The following is a 21,995-nucleotide window of genomic DNA, read 5'->3' on the forward strand; positions in this document are numbered from 1 at the left end:
ACAGTCAAAAATGCGAACTCAAGGGACAGGATCATATCCATGCCCGCCCCACGGATGGCAGCGCATTAGCCGCTTCGTCGCCAGCCATCCACCCTTGATCGCGCCATATTTCCCCAAGGCCTGGATCGCATATTGCGAACAAGACGGCGCATAGCGGCAAGTCGGCGGCAAAATCCGGCTTGGGCCCCATTGCCACAGCTTGGCGATAAAGATGAGAACATGCTTCATGAAGGGGCCGTGCCGCTAGCCTTTGGGTTAGGGGTTTGGCGCTTGCCGCGCCGCGGCCTGCGCCCACGGGCCGGATCGCCCTTCCCCGCCTTGACGCGCTCCAATGCGTGTTCAAGCTCTTGACCCAGCGCGTCAAAGTCGCGCTCCACACCGCCTGCGCGTCCAATCAAGACGTGGTCATGATCCGCTAGGCCAAACTGAGGCAGAGCGGCCCGCAGAATTTCCCGGAAACGGCGCTTCATTCGGTTGCGCACCACGGCATTGCCGATCTTCTTGGTAACGGTAATGCCATAGCGCTGACCCAATCCGCCATTGGGACGGGTAAGCAAAACAAACCCGGGCCGCGCCACACGCAGACCGCGATTCGCCGCCAAGAAGTCAGACCGCTTTGTAAGAACTTGAGCCATTAAGGTGCTGCTATACGCAGAACGGGCCCCCAATGGGAGCCCGCAGCATGCGACTGTATCTGTCGCGAGCAAAAACTGCGCGCCTCAGACGAGGCGCCGACCAGTTTAATTTACGCGCAAAGGGTCTTGCGGCCACGCTTGCGGCGAGCGCGCAGAACCTTGCGGCCACCTGGCGTAGCTTTGCGAGCGAAGAAACCGTGGCGGCGGGCGCGCACGAGATTGCTTGGTTGGAATGTCCGCTTCATATCGTCCTCGAAATCAATGTGCTCAGCAATATCAGCTATCGCTATTGCTGCGCGAATAAAAAGGGCCGCCTGCTGGCGACCGCATTACGAGCGCGCAGTTATGGGAAAGCGTAACCTGAGTCAAGCATTGCGAGCTCAACATGAGCGATATGACTGAATGCCAGTTTGATGGTTGGCAGCATGATAAAGTTCAGGTCAATCTGGCGCGTCCGCTCGACCTTGGGCCTATGCGCAGGGCGCTCCGGACGCAGCCAGTTACGCATTTCGTCCGCGCCGAGCCATTTGGCACTTTGGTGCGGCACGGAATTGGTCATCGCGTAAAAGTCGCGGGCGCGCACATCGCTCATGCCCATCTCGGTGTAATAGTCGAGATAGAGGCGATTTTCCGGTGCGTCTGGGGCAAAGTCTTGCGGTTGGCGACCATAATTGTCGAGCCAGGAATGCACGGCGAACTCGGCGCCGTCTTCCATTGTGCGGGTCTTGCCCGCCAGGAAGAGCTCAACCGCGCCCGAACGCACTGAGCCGCCGTCCGGGACATGGGTGGAGATGCCAGCGGCGCGAATGGCGCGGCCCACAGCCAGATTGGCGATGTCGTCGCTGGTGCCAGGGGCTTCGATCAGTTCAAGCTGCTTGAGGCCCGGAAAGTCACGCAGCATCGCGTTGAAATAAAGCGGGCTCATCCGGTTGGTGGAGCCAACGACAGCGGCGCGGCTTTCATCAAGGACTTGGAACGGACCATATTGCGCCAGTGCCGTTTTCGCTGGTCGCGCGGTCTTTGGCAGCGGCGCGGCGTAGCGGGCGGTCATCGCCGCAGTTTGCGGCTCCACATAGGTGTATTCAGTAGTAACCGTTTTGCTGCCCGAAGACACCGATTGAAAATTGGCCGGTGAAGCAGCCGAAGACTGCAGGCGCACCCACCGCTGAGCCGCCGGATCCCATTCTTCTACCCAACGTTCCACCGCAACTGAGCGCGACGCGGCAAATTCTTGCGCAGCGGCGACGCTTGGCAATGCAAACAAGCTGAAAAGAATGACGAGAAGGCGACCAATTTTTTGCATGCCGACTCTATAGATTCGACATATTTTAGGAATGGCGAAGTTTTATGCTTGCCAAAACCTTTAGGACTTGCACCTATGCCCGTAAGTAGTGGGCTTAAAAGAGTTTAAAGAGTCAAACGCACTATAGTTATTAGGGGGTTACTGCGTGGTCGCGCTGGTAAAAACGGTCGCATATCTCGGGCTAGAGGCGCGCAGCGTAGAGGTACAATGCCAAGTTGCCTCTGGTTTGCCCCGCTTCACAGTGGTCGGATTGCCCGACAAAGCTGTTAGCGAAAGCCGTGAACGCGTGCAGGCCGCACTAGCCGCGATGGGCCTCGCCCTGCCCCCAAAACGGATCACTATCAATCTCTCGCCAGCTGATCTTCCGAAAGACGGCTCACATTATGATTTGCCAATCGCGCTTGCGCTGCTCGCCGCAATGGGTGTGACCGATGCGGAGCAATTGGGCGACTGGCTGGCGGTTGGCGAGCTATCGCTTGATGGCCGAATTGTCGCCACGCCCGGCGCATTGCTGGCCGCCCTGCATGCGAGCGAAAATGACATCGGGTTGATCTGTCCGGCGGAGCAAGGCCCCGAGGCAAAATGGGCAAGCGGCATACCTGTACTGGCGGCGAAGGATTTGGTCAGCCTGCTCAACCACCTCAAAGGCACGCAGACCCTGGCAGAGCCGACACGCGGCGCGATTGAGGAGAAGCCAATTGGCGCAGACCTGAAGCAAGTCAAAGGGCAAGAGACCGCCAAGCGCGCGCTCGAAATCGCTGCCAGCGGCGGGCACAATATGCTGATGATGGGGCCGCCGGGATCGGGCAAGAGCCTGCTCGCCTCTTGCCTGCCCGGCATTTTGCCAGAGCTTACGCCCGGCGAAGCGCTGGAGGTGTCGATGGTGCAATCGGTTGCGGGCTTGCTCGATAGCGGCCGGATCAGCCGCTCGCGCCCCTTCCGCGCGCCGCATCACTCCGCGAGCATGGCCGCTTTAACGGGAGGCGGCCTGAAAGTGCGCCCCGGCGAGGTTAGCCTCGCGCATCTCGGCGTATTGTTCCTTGATGAGCTGCCGGAATTTCAGCGGCCTGTGCTCGATTCCCTCCGGCAGCCACTTGAAACCGGCCATGTCGATGTCGCCCGCGCTAATGCGCACGTCACTTTTCCAGCCAGAGTGCAATTGATTGCCGCCATGAACCCGTGTCGCTGCGGGCATGCGGGCGAGCCTGGCCATGTTTGTGCGCGCGGACCGCGCTGCGCCACCGAATACCAAGCGCGCATCAGCGGCCCCTTGCTGGACCGGATCGACCTGCATGTTGAAGTGGCGGCAGTGAGCGCGATGGACATGGCTCTGCCGCCAGCGAGCGAAGGCAGCGAAGCGGTCGCGCAAAGAGTGGCGGCGGCCCGGCAGGTGCAAGAAGGGCGCGGTGTGCGCTCCAATGCAGAGCTCGATGGAGAGAAGCTGGAGCACTACGCCTCGCCCGATGACGATGGCCGCCAATTGCTTATGCAAGCGGCCGAAAAGCTGCGCCTGTCAGCCCGCGGCTACACCAGAATGCTCAGGGTCGCGCGGACAATCGCGGATCTCTCAGCTGCGGAGACAGTAGGACGCGCGCATATCGCCGAGGCGCTAAGCTATCGCCATCAGCCTGCGCGGATGTAGTAAACTACTACGCTCTTGGATTAACCCGCCGCACGCTTCGCAGCGGCCAAATCAACAACATCGCCGCGCGTCAGATCGCCCTCTGCCGACGCGATTGAGCCATCCGCCCGTTTGCCGAGGTTTTCGCGAGCGACCAGCCATAGGTCTTCATGCGTCAGAATACGTCCGTCATGGGCGAGGATAGCAACCGGCCCGATTGGCAAACGGTCTTGCTCGTCAACCAAGACAGGGCTTTCTTCCACCTCGACACCATATTTCTGGCCCCATTGCCGAAGCGCAAGCATGGCGGGCAGCAAATCAAAGCCCTTGGGTGTGAGGCGGTATTCAATTTTGCGGCGGTCATCAGCGCATGGCTCTCTTTTCAGGATGCCGTGCTCGACCAATTTCGCCAGCCTGTTGGACAGAATATTGCGCGCAATGCCGAGCTCGCTGAGGAATTCCTCGAAATGATGCAGTTCGTTGAAGCTCGCCCGCAGAATCATAAATGACCAGCGTTCGCCCATCACTTCAAGCGCTTGCGGCAGGCCGCACTCGGTCAGTTCGCGTAGTGGCTCGCGGATATCGCCCATATTCAGTCCTCTTCCTGAAACCTATTTAGCGCGATTTTCCAAGGACGCAAAAAGATTTCAGTTTTTAGTTGCAACTCAAAATCTAATCACTTAGGTAGTGATTCGAAACTGGTTTTCAAATGAAACTAAAATCGCAACTCAAGCAAGGAATAAACGATGACCCTCTCCCCTTCACGTTTCAGCCGCTTTTCGGTTTTCGCAATGGCGCTGGTCTACACTGCCTTGACATTCGGCGTGGCAACGGCACCGTCGCCCGCAATGGCGAAGAGCGGCCCATACTACACCGTCACTCTTGCACAACCCGCAGATGACAACCGCGCGGTCGCATCCGGCGTCGCTTGGTCATGCAAAGGCACCACATGCGTCGCAAACAAAGGCCCATCTCGCCCGCTTCGCATTTGCCGCGGCCTCGCGCGTGAATTCGGTGAGATCGTAAGCTTCACCGCCAAAGGCAAAGAACTGGCTGCGGACAAGCTGGCGAAGTGTAACGGCAAGTAAGCCGCTCCAAACAAACTCCTCTCGCCCGAAGCTCTCCAACTCGGGCGAAGAAAGATGGCCCCCGGCGCTTCCCCAATCCGCGCCGGGGGTCTTTTATTGTAGACTGCTAATTATTCTAGCCTGCCAAGAAGCCAGCGGAGCGCAATTGCGCCTCTAGGCTGGACGCATCGGTGAACAAATGCGCCGACCATCCGCGTGCCTGCGCCGCGTTGATATTCGCGGCGTTATCGTCGGTAAAGAACAGCTGCTCAGGCGCGAAGCCGCTGCGCTGCTCGACAATCTCGTAGATGCGGGGCTCAGGCTTTGCGACCTTCTCCGTGCCCGACACGATGATATCTTCAAACAGGTCAAAAATCGCATGTTCGGGGCGGAACATGTTCCAAAATTCATGCCCGAAATTGGTCAGGCAAAACAGCGGCACCCTGTCAGCGTGCAGGCGCCTTACAATGTCATGCGCCCCCTCAACCGGGCCGGGCACGGTCTCGTTAAAGCGCGTGGCATAGGCTTCGAGATGGGCCTCATACCTTGGAAACATCGCGATCCGCTCTGGCACCATATCACCCAGCGGGCGGCCGCGATCATGTTCGAAGTGCCATTCTTCGGTCACGACATTGGCGAGGAACCAATCGAGCTCTTCTGGCTCCTCGATCAGCTTTTCAAACAGAGCCCGAAGCTGCCAGTGAAACAGGACGCGCCCGACATCGAACACGACGGCAGTCGGTGAGTTACTCATTGGAAATGCTCCAAACACGGCAACGGCCCGCTCTCCATGGCGGAGGCGGGCCGGTGCGGTTGCTCAATTGCCGGGAAGGCAATCGGCCAATACAGAGCTGATTAGCCCTGGCGCGCCTTGAAACGGCGATTGGTCTTGTTGATCACATATGTGCGACCACGACGACGAATCACTCGGCAATCGCGGTGACGGTTTTTCAGCGACTTCAGGCTGTTGCGGATTTTCATTGTCTGTCTTCCAAAAGGTAAGCGCGCCGGAGATAGCCCCGACGCGCGGAATTTGTTGAGCGCTCACTAGCGCCGAAGCCCGCCAAGGTCAAGCAATCTAGGCCGTAAAGTCTACGCCATACGATCGAGGCGCTCCAATGGTGCAGCTATCGCTTCGAAAGTCGCGCAGGGAAGGCTGGCCGCCTTTCCAAGTGGCTTTCGAAGTGAGAGCAAAGCCATTGGAACGTCCCTGCGGGATTTGGCCAAAATGGCCCATTCCTGCGTCAGAAAGTCTTGAAAGATAGCCATATTCCGGCGACCTTCTTCCTTGTACTGGGCCATTTTGACTCAAACCTCGGCCGTGTGGCGTATGACTTTACGGCCTAGCGCAGATCTGACAGCTTTCGCTCCCACGCGAGCGCGTGGGTGATGATCGTGTCGAGGTCAGCGTGCTTAGGTTGCCACGGCAAAGTGGATTGAATCCGCTTTGGATCGGAGACAAGCGAATCGGAATCGCCCGCACGGCGCCCTTGAAGTACGCGGTTTATCGGGCGATTCGTCACGCGGTCGACCGCATCGAGCACCTCAAGGACCGAGAAGCCTCGGCCATAACCGCAATTCATCGTAAGCGAGCGCTGGGGCTGCTCAATCAGCGCCTCAAGCGCCAGGACATGCGCCGCCGCCAGATCGCTGACATGGATGTAATCGCGCACCCCGGTGCCATCCGGCGTGTCATAATCGGTGCCGAACACACTCACCGATTCGCGTTTGCCCAATGCCGCTTCAACCGCGACCTTGATGAGGTGCGTGGCCCCTGCAGTGGATTGGCCGCTGCGCGCCTCGGGATCTGCGCCCGCGACATTGAAGTAACGCAGGGCGCAATAGTTGAAATCATGCGCCGCGGATACGTCGCCCAACATCTGCTCGGTCATCAGTTTCGACCAGCCGTAAGGATTGATCGGATTGCGCGGCGTATCCTCGGTAACGGGCGAGGTTTCTGGCACGCCGTACGTGGCGGCGGTGGACGAGAAAATGAAATGCGGCACGCCCGCCTTGGTCGCAGCCTCGATCACGGCCCGGCTCTTTGCGGTGTTGTTATGGTAATATTTCAGCGGGTTCTCGACGCTCTCAGGAACGATGACCGAACCTGCAAAATGCATGATCGCGCCCGTTCCCTGCTCAGAAAATATGCGCGCCAGCAGCTCGCCATCCTCAATGTCGCCTTCGTAAAGCGGCACACCGTCAGGGATCGCAAAGCGAAAGCCAGTGGTGAGGTTGTCGATCACAGCAACCGGCCAGCCCGCGTCTTTGAGCGCGAGCACTGCATGGCTGCCAATGTAACCGGCACCGCCCGTTACGAGCACTGGGACTTTAGAAATTTTGGTCATGGGTAAGGCCTTAGCAAGCTACACATGCAAAAGCGTAGATGGCTCATCGAAAGGAGCACAGTTTTGCACAATCACGCCAATGGGTCCAAACAGTGCGTAACGATACCGGGAACGCGCGATCAATCGCCGCGTATATTTGAGGAGGCCACCATGGCTCAGCCCATCAGGAAACCAGCCGCAATGCTCATCGCAATGGCGGCCAGCGCCGCGCTTGGCGCCTGCGCCACCGTTCCGCCGCCCAGCCCGGTGTCGGTGACCCGTTTTCACCAACAGGACACGCTGGGCCAGATTGGCCAAGGCGTGGTGTTTGTTGAAAGCGCACCGGATGAAAGCAACGCCAATCTCGAACTTGCTCCCTATAAAGCGGCGGTGGCAGCAGAGCTTGCAGCGCTGGGCTACCGCGAGGGGCCTCGCAGCGAAGCGGGTGCCATCGCCAGCATCTCGCTGGAGCGGTTTGATGTGCGCAGCGAGCGGCAGAACCGCGGCCCTGTAAGTGTAGGCGTCGGCGGCGGGACAGGATCGTTCGGTTCCGGCGTTGGTCTGGGCATTGGGATCAACCTTGGCGGGGGCAGCAATCGCGCGCGCATTGGCACCGAGCTGTCGGTCACTTTGCGGCCCGTTGGCGCACAAACGCCAGCTCCGAGCAACCTTTGGGAAGGGCGCGCTCAGATCGAAGTTTCTGAGGGCACGCCCGAAGATCAAGCGGCTGCGACTGCACCAATTTTGGCAAAAGCCTTGTTTCGTGATTTCCCAGGGGGCAATGGCGACACCGTAACGATCAAATTGCAAGATATTGAAACGAGTGAGTGACCAAGACAGTGAATGACATTGCCATTGATGCCGAATTTGACAGCGGCAATATCCAAGTTCTCTCCGTCTCCGGCAACAGCGCTGAGCTGGCGCTGCACAAGGATCACATGTCGGAATTTGCGCAGTGGTTCCATTTCCGGGTCACATGCGCCGCCGGCGAAGAGCTGACGCTGAAGATCACCGGCCTCAACGAGAGCGCATTCACAGGCGGCTGGCCTGATTATAACGCCTGCGTGTCCGAAGACCGCGAGTTTTGGGCGCGCGCTGCCAGCAGCTTCGACAAGGACGAGGCAAATGGCACGCTGACCATCAGCTATGTCCCATCGGGCAATATTGCCTGGTTTGCATATTTCGCGCCTTACTCGATGGAGCGGCATCACGACCTCGTCTCAGAGGCGGCCGCGAGCGAGGGCGTCGACCTCTTGCGCCTTGGCACCACGCTGGACGGTCAACCAATTGATTGCCTCGAAATGGGCGAAGGCGAGCGTTCCGTCTGGCTCTATGCGCGCCAGCACCCCGGCGAAACGCAGGCCGAATGGTGGATGGAGGGCGTGCTGGAATGCCTGACCGATCCGGGCGACCCTGTCGCGCGCGCGCTGCGCAGCAAATGCCGTTTTCACATCGTGCCCAATTGCAACCCGGATGGGTCGCGCCGCGGCCATCTGCGCACCAATGCCGTTGGCGTCAATTTGAACCGCGAGTGGTCTGAGCCGAGCGCTGAGAAATCACCCGAAGTCCTCGCGATCCGCAATTATATGGACACCACCGGGGTCAACTTTGCCATTGATGCGCACGGCGATGAGGCGATCCCCGCTGTGTTTCTGGCAGGATTTGAAGGCATCCCATCCTGGACCGACGAGCAAGGCGAGGGTTTCTATCGCTATCAGCGCATTTTGGACCGCCGCACGCCAGACTTCCAAACAAAGCTCGGCTATCCCAAAGCCCCCGCTGGCAAAGCCAATCTGGGGATCAGCACCAATTTGGTCGCGGAACGTTTCGGCTGCACGGCCATGACGCTGGAGATGCCCTATAAGGATTTGGCCGAAGCACCAGAGCCAGAACAGGGTTGGTCGCCGGAGCGCTGCAAGCTGCTCGCGCGCGACTGTTTGGCCGCGCTGCTGGAATGGCTGGACGATCCGCAATAGGATTTTACATCCCATTCAGTCTGCTCCCAGCCAGCGCTGTGCTACTATGCAGCACAACGCACATGGAGAGGACAATATAATGGCCGCACAATCGAACTGGAATCGCCGGGATATTCTGCTTGGAACAGGGGCACTCGGCCTTGCAGCAGCCCTCCCAGCGCCAGCCTATGCCCAAGGTTTCAGCCTGACCTCATTGCTGGGCAAGGCCAGCGACAGCGCGCTCGACCAGCTCGCGCAGCCCGGCGCCTTCTACGGCGACGAGGCCATTCGCATTGGTCTGCCGATTATAGGTAAAAAGCGCGGCGGACTGCTCGGTTCAATTCTTGGCGCTGGCCAAAAACTCGGAATTCTTGATGGCGTCACACGCCGGATCAACGATGCCGCCGGGATCGCTGCGGGCGAGGCCAAGCCAATCTTTCGCGATGCGATCAATGACCTCTCAGTCGCCGATGCGCCCGGCATTATATCCAACGGCGATGGCGGCACGCAATATTTGCGCAGCAGCGCCAATGACACGCTGCAAGGCAAGCTCTCCCCGCTGGTCGACAGCGCGCTTGAGGAGCTGGGCGTTTATGGCGAGTTCGAAAAGCTATCGAGCCAGCACAGCTTTATCAGCGCAGCCGGGCTCAACCGCGAGGGGATCAACCGCAGCGTGACCGATCAAGGCCTCGATGGCATTTTCTCTTACATCGGCAAGGAAGAGCGCGCATTCCGCAAGAACCCGCTCGGTGATGTCGGCAAGGCTTTGGGCGACATCTTCGGCAATTAAGCCAAGTGCGCTGGCCCAAATGCGTGCGGGAGCAGCTGTGACAGGGTGACATGCCGGATCTCATCCGTGCCGACGCACAATATTTCGGGATCGGTCCCGCCCAATTGCGCGAGCTCATTGAGCACCTGGCGGCACCGCCCGCACGGGGTGATCGGCTCTCCATCGCCGCTGTCATGCGGCCCCGTCACGGCAACCGCCACCAGCCCGCCGCGCCTGCCATCAGCCATCGCCTTCGACACTGCGATCGTCTCCGCGCACAGAGCGAGGCCATAGCTGGCGTTCTCAACATTGGTGCCGGTCACAACCGCGCCGTCGTCAAACAGCAGCGCAGCGCCTACTGAGTAATTGGAATATGGCGAGTAGGAATGCGCCGCCGCCTCGCGCGCAGCAGCCACCAATTCGCCTGCATTCAATTCTGGATGACCACCCATTCTATCGGCTCCTCTGCCGCTTCACTGACCAATTGGCTGTTGGCGCTCCATAGCAGCCATGGCCGTCCGGCATAGGCCGGTTTCGCGCGGTCTCGCTCCAGCCAAAGGTCGCGCTCAATATTGCCGGCAACCGTGTGGCGTTCTTCAAACTCGCTGCTGATTTTTAGCACCACTGGCTTGCCCGCGTGCATCTCGATCTGATTGATCAGGGTCATCAGCTCGCTTTCAACCGCCGCGTCGCTGATCGTGTCTTCGCAAACATCAGCCACCGTAGACAAGCCAATCGCTGGCGGCAGCAGGTCGGCGCTGCGCGGCACCATGCGGGTAAAGCGGGCCGATTGCGGGTCTGCGCGCAGGCACGGGTTGAACACATGCAGCATGCCGACCTTCATCCCGCTGCGCTTAGCCGCGCTGAGGTGCTTTGCAAACTCAGGGTCTGGCGGCGCAGTGGCATCGCCCAGATCAAGATAGACGAACTGACCGCCTAGCGCTTTGAGCGTTTCAAACCGAACATCTTTCGCGCCGCTGGCAACCACCACGCCTTGTTCTGGAAAGACCCCCTCATCGGGACGCCAACTGCGCATGTCCCACCAGAACCAAGCGGCATAGAGAATCGCAACCAAAGCAAGGCTGGCCGCCGCATAGAGCAGCAAACGACCGCGGCGCGGCTTGCCCGTGCGCGTACGGCTTGGCCGTTTGGCCTTGGTTTTGGAACGATTGCTCGCCACGTCTTGCCCTACCCCTGCCCTCAGCCTTTGATATGCAAAACGCAGATCAGGGTGAACAGACGGCGGGCGGTGGCGAAATCGGTTTCCACTTTTCCCTCCAGCCGCTCAAGCAAGAGCTCGGCGGCATTGTTGTGAATGCCGCGCCGCGCCATATCGATCGTCTCAATCTCTGACGGGGTCGCCTTGCGGATGGCCTGATAATAGCTGTCGCAAATCGCAAAATACTCGCGGATCGGACGGCGAAAACGCGCCAGACCAATCACCAGACTTTCCAGCAGCGTCTCGCCCGTATCGCTGACATCCATCACGAGGCGGCCATCACGCACCGACAATTGCAATCGGTACGGTCCATCCGCGCCGCGCTCTGCACTGCGCAGCGGCTTAAAGCTGTTTTCCTCGATCAGGTCATAAATCGCGACGCGCCGTTCCTGCTCGACATCGGCGTTGCGCCAGAGGATCGTCTCCTCATCCAGCGCGACATGCGCGATGCGATAATTGCCGGATTGGCTCGCAGAAGATTCGCTTGGCGTGACCATTACAAGCATCGCCTTCGCAGATCGTATCGGGACAGTTCAAGCACTTCGATCAACCATCCCCGCTATCCACAGCCAAGTGAGGCGAATTTGCCGCCATTTGCCCTTGCGCCATTTCCCATCCGCTGCGCAAGAGACGCGCATGGCCGAACCAGAAATTCTTCTCCCCGTTGATTCTCAAACCGACAATGCGCGCAAGCTGCCTTCTAACCTTGAGGCGGAGGCGGCGTTTCTGGGTGCGGTTCTGATCGACAACCGGGTGATTGAGGAATTGCAGACCCCTCTGCGCCCAGATCATTTCTTCGAACCGCTGCACGACCGGATTTACACCCGCATCCTCACCCTGATTGAGCGCAATGCGACCGCCAGCCCGGTCACTTTGCGCCCATATTTTGAGAGCGATGAGGCGCTAAAGGAATTGGGCGGGACGAGCTATCTGGCCCAGCTAACCGCCAACGGCGCAGGCCTGCTTGCCCCGCGCGAATTAGCCCAGCAAATTTACGATCTCGCGCTGCTGCGCGAGCTGGTCAGCGTGGGCCGCGGCCTTGTGGAAGGCGCGCTCGACACCAGCGAAGAAGTCGATCCGATGGACCGGATTTCGCAAGCGGAAGCAGACTTGTTCAAGGTTGCTGAGGGCGCGGCCACGGGCAGCGAGGCCTCGACCTTCCGCGACGCGGCGCTTGCGGCGATCAAGATGGCCGAAGCCGCAATGAATTCGGGCGGCGGACTGTCGGGAAAGACGACCGGCCTGCAATCGATCGACCGCAAGACATCAGGCCTGCACGCCTCCGACCTTATCATCCTCGCTGGCCGTCCCGGTATGGGCAAGACGTCGCTTGCCACCAATATCGCCTTCAATTGCGCCGAAGCGCATTTGAATTGGGAGCAAGATGGCGGCGAGTTTAATTACGGCGCGCCAGCTGCCTTCTTCAGCCTAGAGATGAGCGCAGACCAGCTCGCAACGCGTATCCTCGCCGAACAAGCCGAGATCAGTTCTGAAGCTTTGCGGAGCGGTAAAATGAGCCGGGAGGACTTCCAGAAATTGTCCTTCGCCAGCCAGCGCCTTGCCGAATTGCCGCTCTATATCGACGACACGCCTGCCCTCACCATCGGTGCCCTGCGCACGCGCGCGCGGCGGATGAAGCGGCGCCATGACATCGGCCTGATCGTGGTCGACTATCTTCAGCTGCTGCAAGGCTCTGGCCGCGCCAATGACAACCGGGTCAACGAAATTTCGGAAATTAGCCGCGGCCTGAAAACCCTCGCCAAAGAGCTGAGCGTCCCGGTAATCGCGCTCTCTCAGCTTAGTCGTGCGGTGGAACAGCGCGAAGACAAGCGCCCGATGCTGTCTGACCTGCGCGAATCGGGCTCGATTGAGCAAGACGCCGACATGGTCTGGTTCGTCTATCGTGACGATTATTACCTAGAGGCCACGCGGCCCGACTTCCCGACCGAGGCGAGCACGCCCGAAGCGGTCGAGAAATACCGCGCTTGGGAAGAATCCTACGAGCAGGTCAAAAACAAGGCTGCGGTCAACGTCGCGAAGCAGCGTCACGGCTCTACCGGCATGGTCCCGCTGCATTTCCAGAGCGAGTTCACCAAGTTTACCTCGCCCAACCTGAAGGACTACTCGGACTACGGGTACGAGTGATATTGGCGCGAGATGGCTCGGTCCTTAAGGATTGAGCCTGCGAGCGGCCCAGGCATCCGCCAATCCGAAATAGAACCACAATCGCCAGCGCAGGCGCGTGAAGAAGGTGGCATTTTCTCTATACCATTCCGGCGTGATCGGCGCGCTGGCTCGCTCCAGATGGTCCATGAACTCACGCAAGCGCTCTGCCAGCGCCTCGTCTTCAACGCGCACCATCAGCTCCAAATTGATACGCACAGAGCGGCGATCCAAATTGGCGCTGCCAAAATAGCTGATCGCATCCACTACCAGCAATTTCATGTGCAGCTTGCATGGGCGGAACTCAAAAATGCTCACGCCCGCTTTCAGAAAGCGTTTGTACAGCAATCTCGCCGCTTCAATTGTGGCCGTAATGTCGGACTTTCCGGCCGTGATCATCCTCACATCACCGCGCTTCCCCACACGGACCATTTGGCGCCGAATGCTGCGCGGCGGGGCGAAATAGGCAGTGACGAAATCAAGTCTGGTTGCCTTCGCAAGATCCTTCTTCAGCCGGTACGCCCAATTCTGTGCGCGCACGACTGGCCCGCCAAGCACCAACTGCACGGGCGCATCCCCAGGGTCCCAATCGCGCACCATCTTGCGAATCCGGCGAAGCTGCGATCCTTCGCTTTCCACCCAGTCGCTGACCAAACCGAACCAATCGCTGAACTGCTCGACCACCGGCCCCTCGATGGCGACGCCCAGATCACACCAGCCGTTCTTTTCCGGCGGGTCGTAATAGTGATCAGACACGTTGGAGCCGCCCGTCATAACCCGCGCGCCGTCGGCAATCGCGAACTTTTGATGGTTACGAATGAGGTAGCGCACGCCCCAGCGCGGTGAAAAGACGGCGAAACGCCCGCCTGCTTGCTCCAGGGGTTCAAAGAACTCCGGCGGGGCATCGCTGCCAAAAGCATCGACGATCAGATGGACCTTCACCCCGCGCTCCGCCGCCCTCACCATCGCATCGCGCACTTTCGTGCCGGAGACATCGTCTTGAAAAAGGTAGTAAAAAACCTCCAAAGAGCGCTGCGCCTCCTCGATATGATCAATCAGAGCGGCGAGCCTGTCTGAGCCTCTGGGATAGAACGTGAAGGCGTGCCCCTGAGCCTCCATCTGGAAACTATCAGAATCGCTGTAATCGCTCGTGGGCGTTTCGGCGGGATTGGGCGCAGATTGCATAGAAACACCCTCTTAAAGCCTCGCCCGCAGAATGCTCGCATTTCTTGACTCACAGCGGCCTTGCGACTAATCGCGGCGCTCATTTTCCAAAAAATCTAATTTAAGAGGCCAGTATGGCACGCGTTACCGTTGAAGATTGCGTAGACAAGGTTCCAAACCGTTTCGATCTGGTGCTGCTCGCAGCCCAGCGTGCGCGCGAAATCTCTGGCGGTGCTGAACTGACCCTCGACCGCGACCGTGATAAGAACCCGGTTGTGGCCCTGCGCGAAGTGGCTGAGCAAACGATCAAGCCGAAGGAATTGAAGGAATCCCTCGTCACGGGCCTTCAAAAAATCCTTCCTGATGACGAAGATGATGCCGATGAAATCGGTTCGCTGAGCCAGTCTGCCGAAGCGCTGCGGATCACCGCTTCTGCTCCGACCCGCTCAACATCGATTGGTTCGGATTACGACGGCAGCTAAGCCGGCTCACATTCATGCGCGCTTTGCGCGCAGTTTACGAAAGAGGCTGCCACTTGGCGGCCTTTTTTGTGCCTATCTTGTGAGCACTCTTTACAATGGTCGAAGTCTGGGGCCTCAGGGTCTTTCACCTTGCCTGCCATGCTGCCTATAAGGCGGCAGTCGATTAGAGGGGTTTATGAGCGACATAACAGAAGGCGTTGGCGCCGCGATTGAAGGAGCCTTGGCCAGCCGCACTGTTGAGCCAGCGCACGGCGAGAACGCTGCTCTGAATGCGGAAGGCGACGCCGCGGCGATCTGCAAGAATTGCGGGGCTGAGGTGACAGGCGAGCATTGCTCCGCCTGCGGCCAGAAACGGCACATTCACAGCAGCCTGGCCGCTATCGCCCACGATCTGATCCACGGCGTGTTGCACCTTGATGGCAAGCTGTGGCGCACCTTGCCCATGCTCATCCTAAGGCCAGGCCAGTTGACGCGCCGCTACATCGACGGGGAGCGTGCAAAGTTCGTCAGCCCGATGGGCATGTTCCTGTTCACCGTCTTCTCAATGTTTGCAGTGTTCCAAATCGCTGGGATCAGCACGCCGACCAACTTCGTCGGCAACACCCGCGCGCAAGTGACGTCAATGGCAGAGGCCGAAGCCGAAGCCGTTACTGGGCTGATTGCCGAAATTGATGAGGAGCTTGCGCAGCCAGATCTGGAAGAGGCGCGCCGGACCGAGTTGGAGTCGAGCCGCAAAGGGCTGGAAGCAGATCTGGCCCTGATCGAAACGCGCGCACAGAACCTCACCACAATGCTGACCTCCGGCGGCAGCGACATTCTGGATGAGGTGGAAACAGCGGGCGCTACGCAAATCGCTGAGGGAAAGGCCAGGCTGGCGACCCTGCCCGAGGATTCCGCCGAATATACCGAGCTCGCCGCTGAAATCGCTGCCGCAGAAGAAGGGATCGCAAATCTGGAGCAATTCGAAGAGTCAAACCCGTTTGTGGTCGGGGAAAATGGATCATTCGAAGGATCTGAGACCGGTGTCGAATTCGTGGATTCACTTCTCGAGAAGTGGAACAAAAACCCCAGCCTGATGGTCTACAAATTGCAGGCCAATGCCTACAAATTCAGCTGGCTCCTCATCCCGCTCTCCGTCCCCTTCGTTTGGCTCATTTTCGCCTGGAAGCGGCGCTTCAAAGCGTATGATCACGCTATTTTTGTTACCTATTCGCTCGCCTTCATGTCGCTTTTATTCATCACCGTATCGGTAGGCGGCGTGCTCGGCGCGCCTATACCGTTGATCGTTTTCTCGACGCTGCTCATCCCGCCCATTCATCTCTACAAACAACTGCGCCGGACATATGAGCTCAGCAGATTCTCTGCGTTTTGGCGGCTATTGGCGCTCAGCGTGTTCATCTGGATCGTTGCGGCGCTGTTCATACAAGCGCTGCTGCTGCTCGGCGCGTTTTGACCATCACCAAAAAGGGCGCCTGAGTTGCCCCAGACGCCCCGTCTCACTTCGGTGATATTTGGCTAAGCCTTACGCGCCCTGAGGTGCAGCTCCGCCTTTGTCATCTTTCGATCCAAAGCGCTTGCCCGCTTTCGGGATCGCGGAGCCATGGGCCGGTGGAACCACCGCTGGGCCTTTCGGCTCATCCGGTCGGTCCATCTTGCCGGTATCGAGCAATTGCTTGATCTCGTCGCCGGTCAGGGTCTCATATTCGAGCATCGCCTGCGCCAAGAGGTGCAATTGATCCTCGTGCTTCTTGAGCAGTTGAGTGGCGCGCTTGTGTGCGCCCTCCACGAGGCCCTTGATCTCGGCATCAATCAGCTTGTTCGTTTCCGCCCCGCCCATTGTGCGCGCGGTCTGGCCCATGCCGAGATAGCCTTCTTGGCTTTGCTCATATTGCAGCGGCCCAAGCTTTTCTGACATGCCCCATTTGGTCACCATATTGCGGGCCAAGTCGGTGGCGTATTGAATGTCTGACGATGCGCCAGAGCTGACCTTGTCATGGCCGAAGATGATTTCTTCCGCCACGCGTCCGCCCATGCTGACAGACAGGTTCGCGTGCATCTTGTCGCGGTGATAGGAATAGCTGTCCCGCTCTGGCAGGCGCATGACCATACCCAACGCGCGGCCGCGCGGAATGATCGTCGCCTTGTGGATCGGGTCGGATGCTTCCTCGTGAACGGAGACAATCGCGTGACCGGCCTCGTGATAGGCGGTCATCTTCTTCTCGTCCTCGGTCATAACCATGGAGCGGCGTTCCGCGCCCATCATGACCTTGTCCTTCGCGTCCTCGAACTCGCGCATGGCAACCAGGCGCTTATTGCGGCGCGCGGCCAGCAAAGCGGCCTCGTTCACAAGGTTGGCGAGATCTGCACCGGAGAAGCCCGGCGTACCGCGCGCAATCGTACGCGGGTTCACATCCGGGGCCAGCGGCACCTTCTTCATGTGAACGCCAAGGATCTTTTCCCGGCCATCAATATCAGGGATCGGAACCACAACCTGACGGTCGAAACGGCCCGGACGCAGCAGCGCAGGGTCGAGTACGTCAGGACGGTTGGTTGCGGCGATGATGATGATGCCTTCGTTCGCTTCAAAACCATCCATCTCAACCAAGAGCTGGTTGAGCGTCTGCTCGCGCTCATCATTGGAATTACCGAGACCGTGGCCACGCGAGCGGCCAACCGCGTCAATTTCGTCGATGAAGACGATACATGGCGCGTTCTTCTTGGCCTGTTCAAACATGTCGCGCACGCGGCTCGCGCCGACGCCAACGAACATCTCGACAAAGTCAGAGCCTGAGATCGTGAAGAACGGCACGCCAGCCTCACCCGCAATCGCGCGGGCCAGCAAAGTCTTACCCGTACCGGGCGAACCGACCAACAATGCGCCCTTCGGAATTTGACCGCCGAGCTTGGAGAAGCGCTGCGGATCTTTCAGAAATTCGACGATTTCTTCGAGTTCTTCGCGCGCCTCATCAATGCCGGCGACATCGTCAAATGTGACGCGGCCCTGGCGTTCGGTCAGCATCTTGGCCTTGGACTTTCCAAAGCCCATAGCGCCGCCGCCGCCGCCTTTTTGCACTTGGCGAAGCGCAAAGAATGCGATTCCGAGGATTAGGATAAACGGCAAGGCTTGGATCAGTATGTAGAGCAACATGTTAGGCTGCTCTGCCGCCTGCCCTGCATATTTCACTTCGTTATCATCGAGCAGCTGTGTCAGCTGATCGTCGCTCGGAACCGGAACAGTCGAGAATGTCTCGTCATTGTTCTTAAGCTTGCCGGTAATCAGGTCGGGCGCAATCTGAACCTCGGAAACGCGCCCTTCGGCGACCGCTTCACGAAATTCAGAATAGCGCATCTGCTGGCCGGGCGCAGTATTGGTGTTGCTGAACATCGACACCACGACGAGCAGCGCCATGAAGATGCCGCCCCAAATCATCAATTGCTTGACCCATGGGTTCGGGTTCTCAGGTGGAGTTTGTTGCGGGTCGTTTTCGTCGCTCATGCGCTCAGATTCCTTGTTCTCACCCGAATATGTAGGTGAGCAGAGATGAATGGCAAGATATCCTTATAGGTAAGGGATCATGCGAAATTACGAACAGATTGATCTGTTTTTGCGATTCAAGCCAATTGGTTACGCCTTTACAGGCGAGTAGGCGCGCAGGAAAACATCGACTGCGCCGCTAATGCGGGCCTCTTTTGCCTCCGGCTCTATCACCTCGCCGAACCGTTGTTCGAGGTCACCCATCCCCTTGCACATTGCGACAAACTGTTCCGCGGCCAAGTCGGGGTTTGGCACCGATAGCTCGCCTGACGCATCGGCATGGGCAAGAAACCCGCTGAACGTCTCTTTCATCCGCCACGGCCCGGCCTCCAAAAACGCTCGCCCGATGGCCGGATTGGTTTCCGTCTCAGCAGCGATCCGCCGCTCAAACTGGACCATTTCTGGGCGTGACAAAAAGGCGAACATGGCCTCGCCAATCACGCGCAGGCGCTCAGCAATGGGCATACCTGAGGCCGAATCGATCGAAAAATACCCGCGCATCTTTTCGCATTCATGATCGACCGCGGCGGCAAACAAAGCGCGCTTATCGCCGAAATGATTGTAGATCGTGACTTTGGATACGCCAGCATCAGCGGCGATTTGTTCGATCGAACTTGCTGCAAAACCAACATTAAAGAAGGCGCGCGAACCCGCCTCGATAATCGCCTCACGCTTGGCGGTATCGACCGGCCTTCCGGTTCTTTTCTGAAGCTGGGTTGACAAAGTGAACGGCTCCGTTCAATTAAACGCGACCGTTCAATAATGTGAGCTATATCACAAGGACGCAACCCCCTCTGGCGGTAAAGGTTCCCCTGACGTGCTTTGGATTGCGATACGAATGCTGACCGGTGATGCCCAAAAATTCTATGGGCTGTTGTTCGGTATTGGCTTTTCGACCCTGCTGATCACGCAGCAGCTCACGATCTTTGTGAATCTGGTCGAGCGCGGGGCAAGCGGTGTCTACAACGTACCGACCGCCAAAATCTGGGTGATGGACCCGGTCAGCCGGACGACCGACGTGAACTATGCGATGCCGTCCACAGCGCTTGATCAAGTGCGATCGGTGCCCGGCGTGGAATGGGCCGTCCCGCACCTGCGCGCGACCGCTGCGGTTCGCACCAGCACCGGAGACCTCGAAGGCGTCTCAATTATCGGCGTGGATGACGCGAGCCTGATCGGTCTGCCCAAGAATATGATCGAGGGGTCGCTAGAAGTCTTCGCGCAACCCGACACGGTGGTGATCGACGATGTTGGCATCAACAATATGTTCGAAGATGGGACCGATCCCATTGGCCAGCGGCTGGAGCTGAATGATCAGCGCGCCGTTATCCGCGGCGTGGCCGATGCCATCCCGAGCTTTACCAGTCAGGTGACGCTTTACACAAAATACAGCCAAGCGCTGAACTACGTCCCCGGCACGCGCAACCGGATGAGCTTCGTGCTCGCCGGGATTAGCGACGGCGAGACCGCTGAGGGCGTGGCTGATCGCATTGAAGAGCAGACGGGTTTGAAAGCGGAAACGCGCGACGAGCTGGCGCAAGCGGGCGTCGACTTCATAATCCAGAACACCGGCATTCCGACCAATTTCGGGATTACCGTCTTGCTCGGCTTTATCGTCGGCGTCGCGATTGTTGGTCTCACCTTCAGCCTGTTCATCCGCGACAACATCAAGCAGTTCGGCGCGCTCAAGGCGATTGGTGTGACCAATGCCAAGATCATTCGCATGGTGGCCGTGCAGGCGGGCCTTGTTGGCTTCATCGGATACGCGATTGGCGTGCTCGGCACGGTCGGCTTCCTCGCGGCATTTTCGGGTAACCCCTTCTTCAAAGGGTTCTATATCCCTTGGCAGATCCCTCTCATTAGTCTGGTTTCGGTCATCATCATCCTTGCGATCACGGGCTTTATCGCAATCCGCAGCGTCCTGCGCACAGAGCCAGCAACGGTGTTCCGGTGAGCGATATGACACAGACGCAAAACGCCCCGAGCAATACCGAGGCCCCACCACGCGAAGTCGCCATTTGCGCGCGCGGCATCGTGCGCGATTTCGAGGCCGGGCAATCAACGATCCGGGTGCTTCACGGCATCGACACCGATATTCAGCCGGGCGAAATGACCTACGTGGTGGGCGAAAGCGGCTCCGGCAAAACGACCTTGATCTCGATCATGTGCGGCATCCTGTGGCCGACCGAGGGCGAGGTGCGCGTGTTCGGCACCGATATCTACAATCTGAGCGACACGGAGCTTGTAAACTTCCGCCTCCAAAACATCGGTTTCATTTTTCAGCAGTACAACCTCATCCCCTCCATTGATGCCGCGGCCAATGCGGCTGTTCCGCTGATCGCTCAGGGCATGGCTTTGGAGCCGGCGCGGCGCAAGGCGATGGAATTGCTCGATGCGCTCAACATTGGCGATCAGGCGAATAAGCTGCCCAAGCAGCTCTCCGGCGGCCAGCAGCAACGCGTCGCGATTGCCCGCGCCTTGGTTCACGAGCCGCGCCTTGTGGTGTGCGACGAACCGACCGCTGCCTTGGACGCAAAATCCGGGCGCCGGGTGATGGATTTGCTGCGCGAGGTTGCGGTCGCCGAAGACCGCGCCTGCATCATCGTGACCCACGACAACCGTATTTTCGATCTCGCTGACCGTATCCTCGTGCTCGAGGATGGCCGGGTCACGCATGACGGCACAGAAATGCCGGACGACCACTAAACCCTCTTTCGTTCTCCCTCGAGGCACAGCCATGGCTATTCTACCCGAAAATCTCAGCTTCTCACGCAAGGTCATGCCGATCCTGGCCGTCATCGGCCTGATAGCTGCGGTCTATTTCATCGTGACCGGCCTGCCCGATCGCGAACTGTCTGAGCCTGACCGCGAACCGCCCAAAGCGAGCGGCGAACTGGCCAATTCGGCCCGCGTGGCCGGCGCCGGGCTGGTCGAGCCGTCGAGCGAGATCATTGACGTGGGCACGGCCCTTTCCGGACTAATCGCGGACCTGCGGGTGCAGCCGGGCGATTTCGTGGAGAAGGGACAACCGCTGTTCGTCGTCGACGACAGAGCCATTCGCGCACGGCTTCAGGAAACGAACGCCGCCGTTGGCGAAGCCCGCGCCGCCATTCGCGAAGCCCAAACCGCGCGCAGCACGGCGCAGCGCCAACTCGCGCTTTATGAACAAATCGACGATCCTGCCGCCGTCAGCCAATCCGAAGTCATCCGCGCCGAAGGTGAAGTCGCCGCGGCAACAAGCAGGCTGGAGCTCGCCCGCGCCCGCCTGACCGCCGCCCAAGCGGGGGCATCCAGCGCCCGAACCGAGCTAGGCCGTTTGACTGTGCGCGCACCGATTGCTGGCGAAATTCTGGCGGTGAATATCCGCCCGGGCGAGTTCGTCTCCAACCAGGGCGGCGGCAATTCCCTGCCCTTCATTCAAATGGGTGAGACACGCCCACTTCATGTGCGGATCGACGTCGACGAAAACGAAGCCGTCCGCCTGAACCTGGGCGCATCAGCCATCGTCAGCCCGCGCGGCGCGGCGGACAGCCAAGTCGAAGCGAAATTCGTCCGCGCCGAGCCGCAGGTGGTGCCCAAGCGCCAGCTGACCAATAGCGCGGCAGAGCGCGTCGATGTCCGCGTGCTCCAAGTGATCTACGAACTGCCAGAAGGCGATGCGTTCCGCGTTGGACAACAGGTCGATGCGTTTATCCCCGCCCGCAGCAGCTCGAGCGATAGCGCCGAGACACCTGCAGGTGAGACGGAGGAATAGC

At 59.1% G+C, this 21,995-nt stretch carries 25 protein-coding genes; 11 read left to right on the forward strand and 14 right to left on the reverse strand.

The features are described from left to right. Positions 1–18: 18 nt before the first annotated feature. From yidD to AC0V6V_RS06755, 4 genes are all read right to left on the reverse strand, one after another. Positions 19–228, reverse strand: coding sequence for a membrane protein insertion efficiency factor YidD (gene yidD, locus AC0V6V_RS06740; RefSeq protein ID WP_472639804.1), 210 nt, complete (start codon positions 226–228; stop codon positions 19–21). Further along, positions 225–635, reverse strand: coding sequence for a ribonuclease P protein component (rnpA, locus tag AC0V6V_RS06745; protein ID WP_486164670.1), 411 nt, complete (start codon positions 633–635; stop codon positions 225–227). Before rnpA ends, yidD begins: the two co-directional genes overlap by 4 nt. Positions 636–745: 110 nt before the next feature. Then, complete coding sequence (gene rpmH / locus AC0V6V_RS06750) at positions 746–880, reverse strand: 50S ribosomal protein L34 (protein ID WP_119514694.1); 135 nt, start codon at positions 878–880, stop codon at positions 746–748. Positions 881–978: 98 nt separating this feature from the next. After that, entirely contained in the window at positions 979–1,938 is a 960-nt protein-coding gene (locus AC0V6V_RS06755; RefSeq protein ID WP_486164671.1) for an alpha/beta hydrolase, read from the reverse strand. Positions 1,939–2,083: 145 nt separating this feature from the next. Between AC0V6V_RS06755 and AC0V6V_RS06760 the strand changes: the two genes are divergently transcribed. Then, positions 2,084–3,580 (forward strand): YifB family Mg chelatase-like AAA ATPase, encoded by a 1,497-nt coding sequence (locus tag AC0V6V_RS06760; RefSeq protein WP_486164672.1) that lies wholly within the window; start codon positions 2,084–2,086, stop codon positions 3,578–3,580. Positions 3,581–3,600: 20 nt separating this feature from the next. Here AC0V6V_RS06760 and AC0V6V_RS06765 read toward each other — a convergent pair whose 3' ends face one another. Then, positions 3,601–4,149, reverse strand: coding sequence for a winged helix-turn-helix transcriptional regulator (locus tag AC0V6V_RS06765; protein ID WP_486164673.1), 549 nt, complete (start codon positions 4,147–4,149; stop codon positions 3,601–3,603). 156 nt (positions 4,150–4,305) lie between these two features. Here AC0V6V_RS06765 and AC0V6V_RS06770 point away from each other — a divergent pair, with 156 nt between their 5' ends. Continuing rightward, positions 4,306–4,647, forward strand: coding sequence for a CC_3452 family protein (locus AC0V6V_RS06770; protein ID WP_486164674.1), 342 nt, complete (start codon positions 4,306–4,308; stop codon positions 4,645–4,647). Positions 4,648–4,762: 115 nt separating this feature from the next. Here AC0V6V_RS06770 and AC0V6V_RS06775 read toward each other — a convergent pair whose 3' ends face one another. The 3 genes from AC0V6V_RS06775 to galE all read right to left on the reverse strand — a co-directional run bounded on the left by AC0V6V_RS06775 (position 4,763) and on the right by galE (position 6,974). Further along, on the reverse strand, positions 4,763–5,380 hold the full coding sequence (locus AC0V6V_RS06775) for an HAD-IA family hydrolase (RefSeq protein WP_486164675.1): 618 nt from the start codon (positions 5,378–5,380) through the stop codon (positions 4,763–4,765). Positions 5,381–5,481: 101 nt separating this feature from the next. Further along, positions 5,482–5,607 carry a type B 50S ribosomal protein L36 gene (gene ykgO / locus AC0V6V_RS06780; RefSeq protein WP_007165381.1) on the reverse strand — a complete coding sequence of 42 codons (126 nt, stop codon included), beginning with the start codon at positions 5,605–5,607 and terminating at the stop codon, positions 5,482–5,484. Positions 5,608–5,969: 362 nt separating this feature from the next. Beyond that, entirely contained in the window at positions 5,970–6,974 is a 1,005-nt protein-coding gene (galE, locus tag AC0V6V_RS06785; RefSeq protein WP_486164676.1) for a UDP-glucose 4-epimerase GalE, read from the reverse strand. Positions 6,975–7,124: 150 nt separating this feature from the next. Between galE and AC0V6V_RS06790 the strand changes: the two genes are divergently transcribed. The 3 genes from AC0V6V_RS06790 (at position 7,125) to AC0V6V_RS06800 (ending at position 9,698) form a co-directional block, all read left to right on the forward strand. Further along, positions 7,125–7,784 carry a DUF4136 domain-containing protein gene (locus tag AC0V6V_RS06790; protein ID WP_486164677.1) on the forward strand — a complete coding sequence of 220 codons (660 nt, stop codon included), beginning with the start codon at positions 7,125–7,127 and terminating at the stop codon, positions 7,782–7,784. A gap of 8 nt (positions 7,785–7,792) precedes the next feature. Further along, positions 7,793–8,929: a M14 family metallopeptidase gene (locus tag AC0V6V_RS06795; RefSeq protein ID WP_486166057.1), complete on the forward strand. Its 1,137-nt coding sequence runs from the start codon at positions 7,793–7,795 to the stop codon at positions 8,927–8,929. Positions 8,930–9,008: 79 nt separating this feature from the next. Further along, a complete protein-coding gene (locus AC0V6V_RS06800; RefSeq protein ID WP_486164678.1) occupies positions 9,009–9,698 on the forward strand; it encodes a DUF4197 domain-containing protein in 690 nt (229 codons plus the stop codon). Here AC0V6V_RS06800 and AC0V6V_RS06805 read toward each other — a convergent pair. From AC0V6V_RS06805 to AC0V6V_RS06815, 3 genes are read right to left on the reverse strand one after another with little or no spacing between them, the layout of a single operon-like run. Next, a complete protein-coding gene (locus AC0V6V_RS06805) occupies positions 9,695–10,129 on the reverse strand; it encodes a cytidine deaminase (protein WP_486164679.1) in 435 nt (144 codons plus the stop codon). The two genes, AC0V6V_RS06800 and AC0V6V_RS06805, sit on opposite strands and share 4 nt — an antisense overlap. Continuing rightward, positions 10,108–10,857, reverse strand: coding sequence for a glycoside hydrolase family 25 protein (locus AC0V6V_RS06810; RefSeq protein WP_486164680.1), 750 nt, complete (start codon positions 10,855–10,857; stop codon positions 10,108–10,110). The genes AC0V6V_RS06805 and AC0V6V_RS06810 overlap by 22 nt, the downstream gene beginning before the upstream one ends. A gap of 20 nt (positions 10,858–10,877) precedes the next feature. Then, entirely contained in the window at positions 10,878–11,393 is a 516-nt protein-coding gene (locus AC0V6V_RS06815) for a UPF0262 family protein (protein WP_486164681.1), read from the reverse strand. Between the two features lie 139 nt (positions 11,394–11,532). Between AC0V6V_RS06815 and AC0V6V_RS06820 the strand changes: the two genes are divergently transcribed. Next, the gene (locus AC0V6V_RS06820) at positions 11,533–13,041 is read left to right on the forward strand and encodes a replicative DNA helicase (protein ID WP_486164682.1); all 1,509 of its coding nucleotides are present in this window, start codon (positions 11,533–11,535) and stop codon (positions 13,039–13,041) included. Positions 13,042–13,065: 24 nt separating this feature from the next. Here AC0V6V_RS06820 and AC0V6V_RS06825 read toward each other — a convergent pair whose 3' ends face one another. Continuing rightward, positions 13,066–14,244, reverse strand: coding sequence for a phospholipase D-like domain-containing protein (locus tag AC0V6V_RS06825; protein WP_486164683.1), 1,179 nt, complete (start codon positions 14,242–14,244; stop codon positions 13,066–13,068). Between the two features lie 113 nt (positions 14,245–14,357). Between AC0V6V_RS06825 and rpoZ the strand changes: the two genes are divergently transcribed. Together rpoZ and AC0V6V_RS06835 are read left to right on the forward strand one after the other, a co-directional pair. Next, complete coding sequence (gene rpoZ, locus AC0V6V_RS06830) at positions 14,358–14,705, forward strand: DNA-directed RNA polymerase subunit omega (RefSeq protein WP_486138114.1); 348 nt, start codon at positions 14,358–14,360, stop codon at positions 14,703–14,705. Positions 14,706–14,880: 175 nt separating this feature from the next. Next, entirely contained in the window at positions 14,881–16,158 is a 1,278-nt protein-coding gene (locus AC0V6V_RS06835) for a DUF3667 domain-containing protein (protein ID WP_486164684.1), read from the forward strand. Positions 16,159–16,227: 69 nt separating this feature from the next. Here AC0V6V_RS06835 and ftsH read toward each other — a convergent pair whose 3' ends face one another. Both ftsH and AC0V6V_RS06845 read right to left on the reverse strand, forming a co-directional pair. After that, positions 16,228–18,201, reverse strand: coding sequence for an ATP-dependent zinc metalloprotease FtsH (gene ftsH / locus AC0V6V_RS06840; RefSeq protein ID WP_486164685.1), 1,974 nt, complete (start codon positions 18,199–18,201; stop codon positions 16,228–16,230). A gap of 129 nt (positions 18,202–18,330) precedes the next feature. Beyond that, complete coding sequence (locus AC0V6V_RS06845; protein WP_486164686.1) at positions 18,331–18,963, reverse strand: TetR/AcrR family transcriptional regulator; 633 nt, start codon at positions 18,961–18,963, stop codon at positions 18,331–18,333. A gap of 115 nt (positions 18,964–19,078) precedes the next feature. Here AC0V6V_RS06845 and AC0V6V_RS06850 point away from each other — a divergent pair, with 115 nt between their 5' ends. From AC0V6V_RS06850 to AC0V6V_RS06860, 3 genes are read left to right on the forward strand one after another with little or no spacing between them, the layout of a single operon-like run. Next, on the forward strand, positions 19,079–20,194 hold the full coding sequence (locus AC0V6V_RS06850; RefSeq protein ID WP_486164687.1) for an ABC transporter permease: 1,116 nt from the start codon (positions 19,079–19,081) through the stop codon (positions 20,192–20,194). Between the two features lie 5 nt (positions 20,195–20,199). Continuing rightward, a complete protein-coding gene (locus AC0V6V_RS06855) occupies positions 20,200–20,946 on the forward strand; it encodes an ABC transporter ATP-binding protein (RefSeq protein ID WP_486164688.1) in 747 nt (248 codons plus the stop codon). 31 nt (positions 20,947–20,977) lie between these two features. Next, on the forward strand, positions 20,978–21,994 hold the full coding sequence (locus AC0V6V_RS06860; protein ID WP_486164689.1) for an efflux RND transporter periplasmic adaptor subunit: 1,017 nt from the start codon (positions 20,978–20,980) through the stop codon (positions 21,992–21,994). The last annotated feature ends 1 nt before the right edge of the window (position 21,995 follow it).

The organism is Erythrobacter sp. S249, assembly GCF_057364975.1.

Coding starts and splice junctions, on each gene's coding strand:
- yidD (WP_472639804.1), bottom strand. CDS start 228: ATGAAGCATGTTCTCATCTTTATCGCCAAGCTGTGGCAATGGGGCCCA.
- rnpA (WP_486164670.1), bottom strand. CDS start 635: ATGGCTCAAGTTCTTACAAAGCGGTCTGACTTCTTGGCGGCGAATCGC.
- rpmH (WP_119514694.1), bottom strand. CDS start 880: ATGAAGCGGACATTCCAACCAAGCAATCTCGTGCGCGCCCGCCGCCAC.
- AC0V6V_RS06755 (WP_486164671.1), bottom strand. CDS start 1,938: ATGCAAAAAATTGGTCGCCTTCTCGTCATTCTTTTCAGCTTGTTTGCA.
- AC0V6V_RS06765 (WP_486164673.1), bottom strand. CDS start 4,149: ATGGGCGATATCCGCGAGCCACTACGCGAACTGACCGAGTGCGGCCTG.
- AC0V6V_RS06770 (WP_486164674.1), top strand. CDS start 4,306: ATGACCCTCTCCCCTTCACGTTTCAGCCGCTTTTCGGTTTTCGCAATG.
- AC0V6V_RS06775 (WP_486164675.1), bottom strand. CDS start 5,380: ATGAGTAACTCACCGACTGCCGTCGTGTTCGATGTCGGGCGCGTCCTG.
- ykgO (WP_007165381.1), bottom strand. CDS start 5,607: ATGAAAATCCGCAACAGCCTGAAGTCGCTGAAAAACCGTCACCGCGAT.
- galE (WP_486164676.1), bottom strand. CDS start 6,974: ATGACCAAAATTTCTAAAGTCCCAGTGCTCGTAACGGGCGGTGCCGGT.
- AC0V6V_RS06790 (WP_486164677.1), top strand. CDS start 7,125: ATGGCTCAGCCCATCAGGAAACCAGCCGCAATGCTCATCGCAATGGCG.
- AC0V6V_RS06800 (WP_486164678.1), top strand. CDS start 9,009: ATGGCCGCACAATCGAACTGGAATCGCCGGGATATTCTGCTTGGAACA.
- AC0V6V_RS06805 (WP_486164679.1), bottom strand. CDS start 10,129: ATGGGTGGTCATCCAGAATTGAATGCAGGCGAATTGGTGGCTGCTGCG.
- AC0V6V_RS06815 (WP_486164681.1), bottom strand. CDS start 11,393: ATGGTCACGCCAAGCGAATCTTCTGCGAGCCAATCCGGCAATTATCGC.
- AC0V6V_RS06820 (WP_486164682.1), top strand. CDS start 11,533: ATGGCCGAACCAGAAATTCTTCTCCCCGTTGATTCTCAAACCGACAAT.
- AC0V6V_RS06825 (WP_486164683.1), bottom strand. CDS start 14,244: ATGCAATCTGCGCCCAATCCCGCCGAAACGCCCACGAGCGATTACAGC.
- rpoZ (WP_486138114.1), top strand. CDS start 14,358: ATGGCACGCGTTACCGTTGAAGATTGCGTAGACAAGGTTCCAAACCGT.
- AC0V6V_RS06835 (WP_486164684.1), top strand. CDS start 14,881: ATGAGCGACATAACAGAAGGCGTTGGCGCCGCGATTGAAGGAGCCTTG.
- ftsH (WP_486164685.1), bottom strand. CDS start 18,201: ATGAGCGACGAAAACGACCCGCAACAAACTCCACCTGAGAACCCGAAC.
- AC0V6V_RS06850 (WP_486164687.1), top strand. CDS start 19,079: ATGCTGACCGGTGATGCCCAAAAATTCTATGGGCTGTTGTTCGGTATT.
- AC0V6V_RS06855 (WP_486164688.1), top strand. CDS start 20,200: ATGACACAGACGCAAAACGCCCCGAGCAATACCGAGGCCCCACCACGC.
- AC0V6V_RS06860 (WP_486164689.1), top strand. CDS start 20,978: ATGGCTATTCTACCCGAAAATCTCAGCTTCTCACGCAAGGTCATGCCG.